Annotated in this window: 18 protein-coding genes, 1 tRNA gene and 1 pseudogene; 15 read left to right on the plus strand and 5 right to left on the minus strand. The window is 40.7% G+C overall.

Annotated features, from left to right (window positions below):
- A partial coding sequence (locus RF007C_RS07890) for a hypothetical protein (RefSeq protein WP_037298985.1) occupies window positions 1-450 on the minus strand: 450 nt, incomplete at its 3' end.
- Between the two features lie 640 nt (window positions 451-1,090).
- Between RF007C_RS07890 and RF007C_RS07895 the strand changes: the two genes are divergently transcribed.
- From RF007C_RS07895 to RF007C_RS07915, 6 genes and pseudogenes are all read left to right on the plus strand, one after another.
- Window positions 1,091-1,696 (plus strand): SOS response-associated peptidase, encoded by a 606-nt coding sequence (locus RF007C_RS07895; protein ID WP_430344444.1) that lies wholly within the window; start codon window positions 1,091-1,093, stop codon window positions 1,694-1,696.
- A 195-nt stretch (window positions 1,697-1,891) separates the two neighbouring features.
- Entirely contained in the window at window positions 1,892-2,569 is a 678-nt protein-coding gene (locus tag RF007C_RS07900) for a CPBP family intramembrane glutamic endopeptidase (RefSeq protein WP_037298987.1), read from the plus strand.
- A gap of 82 nt (window positions 2,570-2,651) precedes the next feature.
- Entirely contained in the window at window positions 2,652-3,401 is a 750-nt protein-coding gene (locus RF007C_RS07905; protein ID WP_242836288.1) for a hypothetical protein, read from the plus strand.
- Between the two features lie 62 nt (window positions 3,402-3,463).
- Window positions 3,464-3,835 (plus strand): hypothetical protein, encoded by a 372-nt coding sequence (locus RF007C_RS18055; protein WP_051456597.1) that lies wholly within the window; start codon window positions 3,464-3,466, stop codon window positions 3,833-3,835.
- A 20-nt stretch (window positions 3,836-3,855) separates the two neighbouring features.
- Window positions 3,856-4,518 carry an alpha/beta hydrolase gene (locus RF007C_RS18060; protein ID WP_242836289.1) on the plus strand — a complete coding sequence of 221 codons (663 nt, stop codon included), beginning with the start codon at window positions 3,856-3,858 and terminating at the stop codon, window positions 4,516-4,518.
- 240 nt (window positions 4,519-4,758) lie between these two features.
- A pseudogene (locus tag RF007C_RS07915) lies at window positions 4,759-4,935 on the plus strand (macro domain-containing protein); the annotation flags it as partial.
- Here the strand turns inward: RF007C_RS07915 and RF007C_RS18310 are convergent.
- A complete protein-coding gene (locus RF007C_RS18310; protein ID WP_152537161.1) occupies window positions 4,869-5,438 on the minus strand; it encodes an N-6 DNA methylase in 570 nt (189 codons plus the stop codon). The pseudogene RF007C_RS07915 and the gene RF007C_RS18310 sit on opposite strands and share 67 nt — an antisense overlap.
- Window positions 5,439-5,525: 87 nt before the next feature.
- Here RF007C_RS18310 and RF007C_RS17745 point away from each other — a divergent pair, with 87 nt between their 5' ends.
- Complete coding sequence (locus RF007C_RS17745) at window positions 5,526-5,702, plus strand: hypothetical protein (protein WP_193385752.1); 177 nt, start codon at window positions 5,526-5,528, stop codon at window positions 5,700-5,702.
- A gap of 201 nt (window positions 5,703-5,903) precedes the next feature.
- On the opposite strand, the gene RF007C_RS07925 is transcribed toward RF007C_RS17745, so the two are convergent.
- From RF007C_RS07925 to RF007C_RS07935, 3 genes are all read right to left on the minus strand, one after another.
- A tRNA-Leu gene (locus tag RF007C_RS07925) sits at window positions 5,904-5,985 on the minus strand.
- Between the two features lie 132 nt (window positions 5,986-6,117).
- The gene (locus RF007C_RS07930; protein WP_037298990.1) at window positions 6,118-6,624 is read right to left on the minus strand and encodes a hypothetical protein; all 507 of its coding nucleotides are present in this window, start codon (window positions 6,622-6,624) and stop codon (window positions 6,118-6,120) included.
- A gap of 274 nt (window positions 6,625-6,898) precedes the next feature.
- Window positions 6,899-7,369: a hypothetical protein gene (locus RF007C_RS07935; protein WP_037298993.1), complete on the minus strand. Its 471-nt coding sequence runs from the start codon at window positions 7,367-7,369 to the stop codon at window positions 6,899-6,901.
- A 412-nt stretch (window positions 7,370-7,781) separates the two neighbouring features.
- On the opposite strand from RF007C_RS07935, the gene RF007C_RS07940 reads away from it, so the two are divergent.
- The 8 genes from RF007C_RS07940 (at window position 7,782) to tsf (ending at window position 13,774) form a co-directional block, all read left to right on the plus strand.
- Entirely contained in the window at window positions 7,782-8,030 is a 249-nt protein-coding gene (locus tag RF007C_RS07940) for a TM1266 family iron-only hydrogenase system putative regulator (RefSeq protein ID WP_037298995.1), read from the plus strand.
- Between the two features lie 9 nt (window positions 8,031-8,039).
- Window positions 8,040-8,507, plus strand: coding sequence for a pyridoxamine 5'-phosphate oxidase family protein (locus RF007C_RS07945; RefSeq protein WP_019678556.1), 468 nt, complete (start codon window positions 8,040-8,042; stop codon window positions 8,505-8,507).
- Between the two features lie 18 nt (window positions 8,508-8,525).
- On the plus strand, window positions 8,526-9,977 hold the full coding sequence (gene hydG, locus RF007C_RS07950) for a [FeFe] hydrogenase H-cluster radical SAM maturase HydG (protein WP_037298996.1): 1,452 nt from the start codon (window positions 8,526-8,528) through the stop codon (window positions 9,975-9,977).
- 100 nt (window positions 9,978-10,077) lie between these two features.
- Window positions 10,078-10,248 (plus strand): LPXTG cell wall anchor domain-containing protein, encoded by a 171-nt coding sequence (locus RF007C_RS17265; protein WP_019678558.1) that lies wholly within the window; start codon window positions 10,078-10,080, stop codon window positions 10,246-10,248.
- 95 nt (window positions 10,249-10,343) lie between these two features.
- Window positions 10,344-11,405, plus strand: coding sequence for a leucine-rich repeat protein (locus RF007C_RS07955; protein WP_037298999.1), 1,062 nt, complete (start codon window positions 10,344-10,346; stop codon window positions 11,403-11,405).
- Between the two features lie 146 nt (window positions 11,406-11,551).
- On the plus strand, window positions 11,552-11,851 hold the full coding sequence (locus RF007C_RS07960) for a YlmC/YmxH family sporulation protein (RefSeq protein WP_019678560.1): 300 nt from the start codon (window positions 11,552-11,554) through the stop codon (window positions 11,849-11,851).
- A gap of 159 nt (window positions 11,852-12,010) precedes the next feature.
- On the plus strand, window positions 12,011-12,772 hold the full coding sequence (gene rpsB, locus RF007C_RS07965) for a 30S ribosomal protein S2 (protein ID WP_019678561.1): 762 nt from the start codon (window positions 12,011-12,013) through the stop codon (window positions 12,770-12,772).
- A gap of 84 nt (window positions 12,773-12,856) precedes the next feature.
- The gene (tsf, locus tag RF007C_RS07970) at window positions 12,857-13,774 is read left to right on the plus strand and encodes a translation elongation factor Ts (RefSeq protein ID WP_037299001.1); all 918 of its coding nucleotides are present in this window, start codon (window positions 12,857-12,859) and stop codon (window positions 13,772-13,774) included.
- Window positions 13,775-13,793 lie beyond the last annotated feature (19 nt).

Raw genomic sequence — 13,793 nt, forward strand, 5'->3', positions numbered from 1 at the left:
TTCTTCGTTGTTCTGTATGAACATTTCGCCGCTCTTGGCGTCCTTTTTAAATGCAGGGACCTGACCGTCATCTGTATTGATATAAATAACTGGAAGCTTGCTGAAGTATACCTTGTCCACTGTTTCGTATCCTTCACCGTCAAATTCCTGAACTTCTATCCACCTCTCATAGAATTCTTCTGTAAGGACAAAGCTCTCAGGATCGACCTCGCTGCCGTCCGCAAGGCATCTTATCATGCTTCCTGTCGAATTATTGATCTTCAGAGTCTCTCCGACCTTTAAATATGTTTTGTCGATACTTATCTCAGTGTTTTCTGTTTCTGCTGCAAATACTGTAAGACCTTCCTGTGAAAAGAGCTGACCGCAATTACCTGCGAACATCAGATTTGTACAGGTAAGAGCTGCTGTGGTAAAGCTGAGCATTTTTTTGAGTATTCTTCGATTAGACAATTTCAATTCCTCCTTTTTAATTTAAGCCGTTTCTTTTATCTGTGCATTTCAGAAAAACCATTGCTACAACATATCATCAATCCCCCTATGCAGATATATTTGCTTCTGTTTTATGTTTTATTGGAAGCATTTATGTCCTTTTTTCTAATGACAAAGTCATTGTAGCATATTTTTTCTACCGAATGCGGATAATTACAGATTTGTAATCGGCAGGCAAATGGCACACGACTAGCTCAATATATTTAATAAGAGCCGCTTTGATTTTGTTAAATATAAAAGAATCTTTACAGCTGTATGATAACATAATCAATCAACATATATAAAGACTTTTTGCAAACAATATCAACGCTTCTGCGTTTTTTGTTATGTTATACAAAAAACAGCAGCCGGAGATATTACTTCTCTGACTGCTCTAATATCTGATCTTTTCATAGATCTCCATTGCTATTGCCACTCCTTGTTCCTCCTGTACACAAGCTCTTTCTCTTATTATACAGGATTATTATTATTAGTGGCTCACTTTTTTATTATCATTTGTGCCATATCTGGCTCAGTTTTATTTTAGCATACATATTTCATGTGTATGTCCCTGAGAATAGAACCTATGGAAATGGCTTAGGTTCTCATAAAGATAAGAAAAATGTCCTTGGCTCAGCAGATGTCGATAACGCTTGGAAAGAGCCTTATCATGTCCGGTGACTTGTATCCGGCAGATATCGTGCCTGTTCTCGCACCAAATAAATACGGAAACATGGCTGTATTTCCTATGGCATGGGGATTTACACATCAGGCTACCCCTAAACTGCTTGCCAACTGTCGCGTAGAGACTGCTGACAGCAAGCCTCTGTGGAAAGATTCATGGTACAGGAGAAGGTGTGTTATTCCTGCATCATGGTATTATGAATGGGGATATCCTGTATATGAAGACGATAGCCGTAACATGATTGAGCATTGCAATACTAAGAAGGTCAAATTCGCCATACAGACCGAAGGCTCAGACATTACATATATAGCAGGATTTTATCGTTATGAGGAGCATGATGGTATGCAAGTACCGATGTTCACTGTGCTCACCAGAGAAGCTGTTGGCAGTGTAACAGATATTCACGACCGCATGCCTGTCATACTTGATAAGAATAGTCTTCAGGACTGGATACGTCCTAACAGAGATCCCAGTACTATAGTTGAGAAAGCACTAACAAACATGGTCTTTGAGCAGTCCTCAGATCTCTTAAGTACTTCTTAATATCTTTTGCTGTATAATTGAAACAGAAATACCGTGAATGTCAATCAATGTAACGTCATACAGCATTTTTGACAAACCCTCATGAGTACATCTGTATAAATAGCCTAAATATTATATTTTAAAAATACATGCTTGACATTGACGTTACGTCAAGTGATATAATAGTTGCATAAACCAGAAGGAGAAGAAATCAATATGGGAACTACTGAAAAAAATATATCAAAAAACAAAGCACTCATCATTTATATCATTGCTTTTTACACAATATGGGCACTATATGAATTTTTCGGAAAACCTGTCATAAATGACCTTATTCCTGGAATAGTCAGTTCAGAGATCGTAAAAGAGGTTGTTATCAAAAATCTTGTATGGATACTTCCGGCAGCACTTCTTGTACATCATTACAAAGACGATGTCTATATCGGGCTCAAAGAGATGTTTACGACAAAGGTGAAATGGCTGCATTATCTGCCCGTATTCTTGCTCTTTGTGCTCTATCCTCTTGTCAGTGCGTATCGTATGAAAGGTTCATTATCTCTAAGCAGCGATTTTGGTGCAGAACAGGTCATAGATTTTTCATTTGTCGGCATCACAGAAGAAATGGTCTTCCGCGGCTGGCTGCTAAATGCTATAGTCGGCAAGAACAAAAAGAATCAGTGGAAGGCGATACTGCTGAATTCACTGATGTTCGTGGCAATACATATCCCGACATGGACCATGCAAGGCATACTGGGAGATGCTTTTCTTCACTTCGGTTTTGTTTATATCATCATTCTGAGTATCATATTCAGTATAACTTTTTTGAAAAGCAGAAATATTCTCATTCCCGTGGCTCTGCACATGATATGGGATTTTCTGCTGAATATGTTCTGATGAATGTAGCAGAACTGAAAAACATAAACGGAGTCTGCAAAACTCACGGACGATACTGTAAACAAAAGGAGACGAAATAAATATGAAAATAAAATCAAAGAAAAAGAAAATCATATTATGCTGTTGCATTTCTTTGATACTGCTGTTGTTATTGGCGGCTGTCTATATTTTTCAATTTACGGGGTTAGGATATCGAATGTCAGTTCCGTACCGCAGTTCCTTTGAAAAAGTAGCAGATAATATTTATGTCAACAAAAACTATTCCGGTAATATCAAAGAAGCTATTCAGCTCACGGAAGAAGCATTGGAACGGGACAGAGCATTTTTCGGAGAATTACAATGTACCGATACAACGATCATAATTTTCTGCGATGATGATAAGCTGCTTTCAAAGCTTGACGGAGATCATGATACGAAAACCTCATATACGAAGAAAAACTACATTTCTGTTTCAGATGAATACCTTAATATCGACATAATAGCACATGAACTCACTCATGCAGAGCTGCACACTCGTCTTAATGTGAAAGCACTGAAAAGTATTCCCACATGGTTTGATGAGGGACTTGCCACGCAAAATGATTATCGTGAGCAATATGGGCTGAAGGCGTGGATTGAACAGACTTATAACGGAAAAAACACGGTTCCCCTTGAAGATATGGATACAGGTTCTGAATTTTATGCAGATCCTTTAGAGGACAGGCGTTTCCGTTATCTGAATGCGAAACATGAGGTAAGCGTTTGGATGGATACGCATCAGCAGAAAGGCTTGCTGGAATTACTCGATAAACTGAACAAAGGCAAAGACTTTGATTCCGTTTATTCCAGATAATTCTTAGTTTCACAGAGTCATTGGCTCAGAAATCATTTGATAATTCATAAAAGGAGATTATTATGAAAAAAGTAATAAAAAAGGTCTTTAAGGTGATCGGCCGGATGTTCCTTGTTCTGCTGATTCTCTTTGTTATTTTAACGATCATCTTCGCCTTCATGAAAAAGTCATTGCGTCAAAAGAATATGGATATTCTTAAAGCGGACGGCTTCGTTAATCTTGTTTCCGCAGGCGACTTCGACATGAACGTAAATATCTTCGGTGACGGGAAGTATAAGATCATTTCAATGCCTGGAAGCTGGGATGCCACCTTACCTATTGAAATGAAGAAACTATCCGGGTATCTCGATGATGATATATCTATTGTTGCTGTGACCCGTCCGGGCTACGGCATATCGGGCGAGACAAAAAAGATGTCACAACAGAGTATATAGTTGAAAGCACACGTACCGCATTGAAAAACGCAGGTGTCGAAGCACCATACATACTTATGGCTCATTCCATGAGCGGCCCATATGTGACATACTGGGAGAACAAATATCCCGAAGAAGTATCGGGAGTTATATTTAATAACAGCATCAGCTCTGCTAATGAAGAAATGCCTGAAGAAGGCCTTCCGAAATTCATGCGGGATGCAGCCGTTACAATCGGCACGTTTGCGAACAATACGGGCTGGACGACAGTGAAGAATGCTTTATTTGCAGAAGAATATGACGAGTACGGCGAATACTCAAAAGACGCTCTGGCATTCGAGAAGGCATCTGTCCCCAATTACGGAGAAGTAAGGAACTACAATGTCAATATGAGAACAGCGTGGGATTCCATACAGGCAAACGACATTCCTAAGGTGTACATAACAAACGATTATGAAACGCTTGAAGATGCAAGAGAATACCTGATGTTCCTCTACGGCGAGGTCGATGAAGAACTTGCGCAGGAGCTTTTTGAAGAAAGCCAAAGTGAAGAGCATAAAGAACACAGGAAAAAAATAAGTGAATACTGTAAGAGCCTCGGCAACTGCGAAGAAGTGAATATCCCCGCAAGTCATGAAATATCCGACCAGAAACCGGAAGAATTCGTAAAGGAAATTGAAAAGCTGATAGACAGAATAAAATGATATAGTTATGACAGCCACTGCCCCGCATTGGGGCAGTGCTTATTTATGTAACTATTATCACAAGACAAAAGTCATCACAGCCTGTTGTGTGATTTCTGTCTTATGCAATAAAAATCATTCATGCCTTTTTAAGTTGATCAATGCCTTAATAACTAAAGGCCAACAAACTGTATACGTATTGATAATCTGCATCATATATGTTATAATTGTATAAATCAGTGCGAAACGGAGGTTGCTTGTATGCCTTTCAGAATCATAAGGAACGATAAAACAAAGATCAAAGCCGATACCATAGTAAACGCTGCAAATGCATCATTGCTGGGCGGAGGCGGAGTTGACGGTGCTATACATCATGCGGCAGGTCCTGAATTGCTGGCGGAATGCAGAACTCTCGGCGGCTGCAGAACAGGAGAAGCCGGAACTGCCATATCCGCAAGGCCAGAATAGTTTTTCGATATACTTAGAAACAAAGATTTCTCGACATCAGTAAGATAAGGAATCGTTTGAATCTGATTGATCAAATTTTTACGAATATCCTGTGCTGATGGCATTGTTTCATCGTCTTCCGCTAAAAGTTGATACCGGACATAAGGTGGGTTCGTAATCACCAAATCCCATCCTTCGTTAGTAACTAATTCAGGGGTTTTGAATGCATCACCGTTTACTATAGTTGCATTTGGAACTCTTTCAGTGCAATCTTTGGCGACTGTCTCGTCGATTTCGACTCCAAGCATTAGTGGAACTGAAGTGCAATGTTGAACGGACATAAGCATATCTCTGATTCCTACCATCGGATCGACAACTGTTTTCCACTCTTGATTCTTTGGTAATAATGAGAAGAGCATATCTGCCACTTTTTTACCTGAGAAATATTGACCAAAACGTTTTTTATGTAATGCATTGAATTGAGTTTTGCTCATATAATTTCACCATCCATTACGATAAAGGAGTTATATACGGTACAGAAAGAAATTATCGACAGGGATACTTACCGAAAGATCAAGAAAATGAACCGAGAGGAGCTGACAAAGTTCATTCTCCAGTACGGGGATGAGCTGATCGGAGAACAGGGGAAAACAATTGACCTTTCGGCTCTTGAAGCAGAGCTGAGCAAGATCAAGGGTATCGGTGGTAAGCGCCTTGAGGAGATTATGGTCGTTATTGAGAAATTCTTAGAAGAATAAATATATCAAAGACTTATTGGACGGCATAACGCCGTCCTTAAAATTATAATAGTATCTGGAGAATATCCGTGTGATTTCGTTGGAAAATATGTGATTTTTACGCGTTTTTTAGTACAAATATCGAATTTACATCGTATTCGGAATATAAGAAAAACGCCTGAAAATCGGTATAAACCGATAATCAGGCGTTTTGTTATTTAGTGCGGGTGACAGGACTTGAACCTGCACACCTTACGGCATTAGAACCTAAATCTAACGTGTCTGCCAATTTCACCACACCCGCATATATAACTCTTAAAAAAACATATATATTTTATTTAAGAGTTTTTGTGATATAAAATCCTGAAAGCTCAGTTTTGGGGTTCATTCAAATGTTTATTGCTTAAAGAACGGAAAAAGGTACGCTATAAGAATATTATAATTCATCCATTTTTTCTGAATTATTATTATTTTTCTTTAACTCTTCAAGCTGCTGAGTATATGGATCTTTTATATTCCACTGATCTCTGTCAATAACCTGATTTATAAAGCGTGAATTAAAATAGGGAAAGCCGTATTGCTTTTCAAGCCATCTATACTTTCTGTTTGCAATAATAGTACATACTCCGCAAGCTATAGCTATCGGCGTGCAAAGTATCGCAAATGCTGAAAAGAACAAGTCGATTAATGCAATCAGCGGAGCAAGAGCTGCAAACAGGTCATTTTTCTTGTATGCTCCCATAAAACCTGTAAATATTACACCGGCATTAATAATAATCAGTGCGAAATATGATGGGTCAAAAAGAGATAATATCATGAAGTATATTGAACCGAAAAGTGAGACTCCATATAAGCCAAGGTAAATTATAGAGACAACGTTGTATACTTTCTTACATTTTGCCAGTGAAATACGATTATGTGCCAGTTCTTGTTCAAAGTCCATGCAAACACCTCATTCATTGAAAAAGTGAAAGTAACAATAAATATTATACATTTTAATTGACAGTTTGTCAAGCATAAATTAATATGGCTTCTTAGAATATATCTGCAAATTATTTGAAAGAAGAATCTCATTTTGATCGTGTCAGTGAAATTGATTTTAACACAATTTTATGAAAAGCATCGGAAAGTAACATCTCATCAAGGGAGCAGGTAATATATCCATCTGCAAACAAATAAAAAGAGGAGCAGAACTCCTCTTTCATTTAAATCTGTAATTATTCTGATTGAGCATTGTTTTCGGCTGCATTACCTGCTTCTTTAGCGTTTTCAGCAGAAGCTTCCTTCTCTTCCTTCGGCTCTGAATCATTATTCTGTTCCGGAGCAGGCGCAACAGCTGCCTCAGTTGGTTTATTCTGAGCAGGCGTTTTTTCCTTGGATTTATTGTCCTTATCATCGCTTGCTTTCTTCTCAGCTGCTTCTTTTTCTGTACGATCGCCCTTTGATTCGATATAAAGATCGTCATCAGCGATACTTCCAACAAATCTGAGCTGTTTTACAGGAATTCTCTTGAGGGGAGAATAAATGAACGCTTTGCATGAATAGTTCTGTTCAACGAGACCTCTTTTTTCACAGAGTACTCGGTTGCCGTCCTTGGTACGTTTGCCAAAAGAGCAGTAATCACACTTTGGCTCAATTTTCTTATCGAAATATTTAGCTCCACCTTGGAAAAATGAGAATAAACCCATTAAAAATCACCTCAAAAAATAATCTAAAAATAGTATATCACAAATAAATTATTTTGTCCAGTGATTTTTGAAAAATTATATATTTATTTCAAAATGCTGAGTCTGGATTGGTGCATTTTAACAAATAATAAAGGAAGAATATGTGATAAAAAAACAATATTATATCATTATGATTTTTAGTCTCTACTAACAAGATGCAATTGACAAATAAATAACAAAGTGATAAAATATAAATAGCGGAAGACAGGATTTATTCTGCCTTTGGCTTATAATTCCTATTGTTTTCGGACAGCTGGGTGAGAACCTTGCTATCGGATGGCAGTTATTGTGACATATTTTATATATGCAGATATTCTCCGTCCGTTTATGGGCGGATTTTTTGTTAACTGCTTTTTTATCGAAAGGAGGAGAAATGGATAGTAAACGTATTGCTGTGGCAGCTATTGTTATTGATGAACAGGCAGCCGCTGTAGAGGTTAACAATGTTCTACATGATTACAGCGATATAATCATCGGACGTATGGGGCTGCCATACAAAGAAAGAGGGATATCTCTCATATCCGTGGCTCTTGACGCACAGCCTGACGTGATAAGCAGTCTCACGGGACGGCTTGGACAGATAGCGGGCGTATCTGTCAAGGCTGCGATATCCAAGAAATAGGAGAGCGTAATGAGAAGAAATGACCGCGAGATAATTGATAATGAGTTGATTAAAGACTTCATATCGGCAGAAAAGATAATGCGAATAGGCTTCTGTGATAACGGAGAGGTCTATATCGTGCCTGTCAACTACGGATTTAACGAGACTGACGGGAACTACACATTATATTTTCACGGAGCTATGGCAGGCAGAAAGTATGAGCTTGCCCAAAACACACCGTCTGTGGGATTTGAGATAGACGGGAACTATGAGCTTATAGGAGCAGATACAGCCTGCGGTCATTCCGCAAGGTTTATGAGCGTTATCGGTACAGGTGAACTTTCACTCATAGACGGTGCCGAAGAAAAGAAAACCGCCCTTGAAAATGTGATGAAGCAGGCGGCAGGCAGAACAGGTCTTGAGTACGATGATGAAGTACTGAGCCGTACTGCTGTATTCAGACTTGAAGTAAAAACAATGTCATGCAAGGCAAAATAAGTACAGGAGGAAATATATATGTATGATGTAAGATCTATGAATGCGGACGATTTTATAAACGATGAGGAGATACTGGCAACTTTAGAGTATGCCGAGCAGAATAAGCATAACCGTGAACTCATAGAACAGATACTTGAAAAGGCAAAGCCAAAGAAGACAGGCAGGGGAGTAGAATGTGCAGGACTATCTCACCGTGAGGCAAGCGTACTTCTTGCCTGCGATATCCCTGAGATGACTGAGAAGATGTATGAGCTTGCAAAGGAGATAAAGCAGGCATTCTACGGAAACAGAATAGTAATGTTCGCACCTCTCTATCTCTCCAACTACTGCGTAAACAAGTGCGTATATTGTCCTTATCATATCCAGAACAAGGAGATACCCCGTAAGAAGCTTTCACAGGAGGAGCTCCGTCAGGAGGTCATCGCACTTCAGGATCTGGGACACAAGCGCCTTGCTATCGAGTCGGGCGAGGATCCTGTAAACAATCCTATCGAGTATATCCTTGAATGTATTAATACTATCTACTCTATCAAGCACAAGAACGGAGCTATCCGCCGCGTAAACGTTAATATCGCTGCTACAACCGTTGAGAACTACCGCAAGCTCAAAGAAGCAGGCATCGGTACTTATATCCTCTTCCAGGAGACATACCACAAGGAGAGCTATGAGGTTCTTCATCCTGCAGGACCGAAGCACAACTATGCATATCACACTGAGGCTATGGACAGAGCTATGGAGGGCGGTATCGACGATGTAGGTCTGGGTGTTCTTTTCGGACTTGACAAGTACAGATACGAATTCGCAGGACTTCTCATGCACGCTGAGCACCTTGAAGCTGTTCACGGCGTAGGTCCTCACACTGTCAGTGTTCCACGTCTGAGGGGAGCGTCTGATATTGATCCCAATGTTTTCGACAACGGTATCGACGATGATACATTTGCAAAGATAGTAGCTTGTATCAGAATAGCCGTACCATACACGGGCATGATAATCTCCACCCGCGAGAGCGAAGCCTGTCGCGAGAAGGTACTTGAGCTTGGTGTTTCACAGATATCAGGCGGTTCAAGAACTTCTGTCGGCGGATATGCAGGCTATACTCCCGATGAGCGTCCTCACGACACAGAGCAGTTTGATGTATCGGATCAGCGTTCACTTGATGAAGTTGTAAAATGGCTGATGGATCAGGGACATATTCCGTCATTCTGTACCGCCTGCTACCGTGAAGGACGTACAGGTGACCGCTTTATGGCTCTCTGCAAAGTCGGACAGATACAGAACTGCTGTCATCCGAATGCTTTGATGACTTTACAGGAGTACCTTGCTGACTATGCTTCTCCCGAAACAAGAGCAGTAGGTGAGGCTCTTATTGCAAGAGAGATACAGAATGTACCTGATGAGAAGCGCAGACAGCGCGCGATCGAATATCTTGACGAGATAAAGAACGGCGGAAAGCGCGATTTCAGATTTTGATCTTAAAAGCCCTGCAAAAAGCAGGGCTTTTGCATTTGACAAATATAATTCAATGTGTTACAATGGTTTAGATATTATATACAATATGGAGGACAATAAAATGCTTAATACCTTAATGATGCTTGCTTCTGCTCCGCAGACCGGTGATACATTCCCTAAGGGGGTTCTTATCGGCATTATTATAGCTGCTTTGCTTCTTGCAGTAGGTACAGCTGTTTTTGCAAAGAAAAAGGGCGAAAACGATGATGACGATGATGGAGATGACGAATGATCTTCTGAAATAAGCATAAAGCTTTAAATGGAGAATATTTGTTGAGTGCCATGGATTCCAATACACACAATACTTAATTACGATAGGAGAAGATTATGAAAAACAAGATCTTAGCTGCTTTGCTTACAGGCACTCTGATAGGAGCTTCAATGATGCCTTATCATGCTTTTGCTGCCGATTATGATAATTCGCAGACAACAGAGAAAAAATACGCTTCCGGTACTGAATTTGAACAGGATGATATAGTATATATACTGTATAAAACCGATGAACCTCGTCTTCGTGTTAAGGAATGGAAGGCTGATAAGAGAGAAGCTGTCGTACCCGAAACAGTTGAAGGCATAATAGTCGATTCTATCGGAAACAGTGCATTTATAAAGAAAGAGAATCTTATCAGAGTAGAACTTCCTTCTACTATAAGAGAGATAAACGATCATGCCTTTGAGGATTGTTCTAATCTTAGAACTGTTAATTTCCCGGCTTGTCTTGAGAAGCTTGATTCTGCTTCTTTCAATGGATGCACTGCTCTTCGCGATGTAAAGCTGAACCGTTGCCTTACATCTATCGGATTGTGTGCTTTTCAGTCGTGCTCCAAGGTTAACAGCCTTACAATTCCGGGGTATGTTGAAACATTGTCAAGCCATGTTTGTCAGATGATGACAGGACTTTATACTCTTCGCTTATGTAATGGAGTCAAGAAGGTCGTAGGCGAAGCCGCTCTGAATGACTATGACCAGAAGAGGATTATTATCCCGCCTTCCGTAGAAGAGCTTGAGCCGTATTCTTTGGGATACCGTTTTCATAGCGGTAATTACGACGGTATAACAAATACTAAGATTTTTGGTGCCAAAAACACTGAAGCAGAGCGTTATGCCCATGCAAATAAGATCCCCTTCGTTGAGTTTGATTTCAAATACGGCGATATGGATAATGATGGTAAGGTAACTTCTGTTGACGCTTCAATGGTACTTCAGGAGTATGTAAGCAGATCTTCCGGCAAGCATGAAAAGGGATTTACCGAAGCTCAGGAGCTGAAAGCTGATATTAATGATGATTTCGTTATCGATTCGGCTGATGCCAGTGCAATAATGGCATATTATGTTTATCTTTCGAGCGGCGGTGACTATACGCCTGAAGAATACTTCTTCTGCAGCTAAACTCTGCAGTTCAGCAGAATAGCATATTATTAAGTATATAATAATCAAATCATGCCTTTTGGTTCTGAGCGGCTGACAGGCATGATTTTTTATTGAATTGTTCTTGCTGCGGTTATCATGACATATCCTTGTATGGGGGGGATTTTATGCTTTTCGGATATGAAGAGCTTTGCAGCAGGGAAGTAATAGATATTTCATCAGGTGAGCGCTTGGGGTTTATTGATGATATAGAACTCGATATTGCAAGCGGAAATGTAAGGGCTTTTATAATTTACGGCAGAGTCAAGCTTTTAGGGCTTCTTGGGCGTGATGATGATACATATATTTCATGTCAGGATATTAAGGTGATCGGCGACGATGTTTTGCTGATAGAACGGCAAAAAGGCTCGTCTGAGACGAAGTTTACAAAAAAACAAAGAAAACGATTTTTAAGTTTGTTGAAATAGCTGTTGCAAAAATACTTGAAATATTATGCAGAAAATGATATAATATTAAGGCAATTCGCACGCGTGTTCTTTCAGCGGTTGGTGCACATGAGAATGTGTTGCTGCTGAGTTAAGATACGCGGAGGATTAATAATAACCAATTTTAAGGAGGACTACACCATGGGAGTAGTATCAATGAAACAGCTTCTTGAAGCAGGCGTTCACTTCGGACACCAGACAAGAAGATGGAACCCGAAAATGGCACCGTACATTTTCACAGAAAGAAACGGAATCTACATCATTGACCTTCAGAAGACAGTTAAGAAACTCGAAGAGGCTTATATGTTCGTTCGTGACATTGCAGCACAGGGCGGCGAGGTTCTTTTTGTAGGTACAAAGAAGCAGGCTGGCGACTCTGTTAAGGAGGAAGCTACAAGAGCCGGCGCACATTATGTAAATGCAAGATGGCTTGGCGGTATGCTTACAAACTTCAAGACCATCCAGACAAGAATAAAGAGACTTGAGCAGCTTCACGCTATGGAAGAGGACGGCACATTTGCTCTTCTCCCCAAGAAGGAAGTTGTAAAGCTCAACCTCGAGATCGAGAAGCTCGAAAAGTTCCTCGGCGGTATCAAGACAATGAAGAAGCTCCCCGCAGCACTCTTTATCGTTGATCCCCGCAAGGAAAAGATCGCTGTTGCTGAAGCTAAGAAGCTCAACATCCCGATCGTTGCTATCGTAGATACAAACTGCGATCCTGACGAAGTTGATTATGTTATCCCCGGTAACGATGACGCTATCAGAGCTGTAAAGCTTATTGCAGGTACAATCGCTAACGCTGTTATCGAAGGCAGACAGGGCGATGACACAGCAGCTGCTGATGATGCTCAGGAGGCTCCCGCAGAGGAAGCTGCTGAGGAGACAGCAGAGGCTGAGGCTTGATCATCACTAAACATTGAAACAATAAAAACCCGAACTAACACTTCGGGTTTTTGCGGATATAATAATAAATAGGAGGTAATAACAATGGGAAAGGTTTCCGTTGCAGAAATTAAAGAACTCATGAAGTCCACAGGCGTTGGTATGATGGACTGTAAGAAGGCTCTCGAAGAAAATGATGGCGATATGGACAAGGCTATCGAGTTCCTCAGAGAAAAAGGACTTGCTACACAGGCTAAGAAGAGCGGCAGAGCTGCTGCTGAGGGCGTAGTTACTGCTGTTGTAAACGGCGAAGTAGGCGTTCTCCTCGAGGTAAACACAGAGACTGACTTCGCTGCTAACACAGACGATATCAGAAACTTCGTTGCTAATGTAGCAAACACAATCATTGAAAAGAATCCTGCTGACGTTGAAGCTCTCAAGGAGATGCAGATCAGCGGCGGCAATAATACAGTAGGCGAAGTTCTTACAGAACTCGCTGGCATGAAGATCCGTGAGAACATTGTTATCCGTCGTTTTGTAAGACTTGAGGGCAAGCTTGCTTCTTATATCCACAATGGCGGCAGCATCGGCGTTCTCGTAAAGATGGATACAGATCTTTCTGCTGATCAGGTAGCTTCGATCGGTAAGGATGTAGCTATGCAGTCTGCAGCACTTAATGCTCCTTATCTCTGCCGTGAGCAGGTTCCTGCTGATGTACTTGAGAAGGAGAAGGAGATCATGATGGCTCAGATGGCTGAGGATCCTAAGATGGCTTCAAAGCCCGAGCAGGTTCGTGCTAAGATCGTTGAGGGTAAGGTAGGCAAGTACTACACAGAAAACTGCCTCCTCGAGCAGGCATTCGTTAAGGATGACAAGCTCTCTGTTCAGGGCTATGTTGACGCTGAGGCTAAGAAGCTCGGCGGTTCTATCAAGGTCGTTGACGTTGTTCGTTACGAGCGCGGCGAGGGTGTTGAGAAGAAGGAAGACAACCTTGCTGATGAGATCGCTAAGATGATCAAGTAATAAGGGCTTTTAAGACAGC

Origin of the sequence: Ruminococcus flavefaciens 007c (assembly GCF_000571935.1) — a bacterium.
Classification (GTDB): domain Bacteria; phylum Bacillota; class Clostridia; order Oscillospirales; family Ruminococcaceae; genus Ruminococcus; species Ruminococcus flavefaciens_F.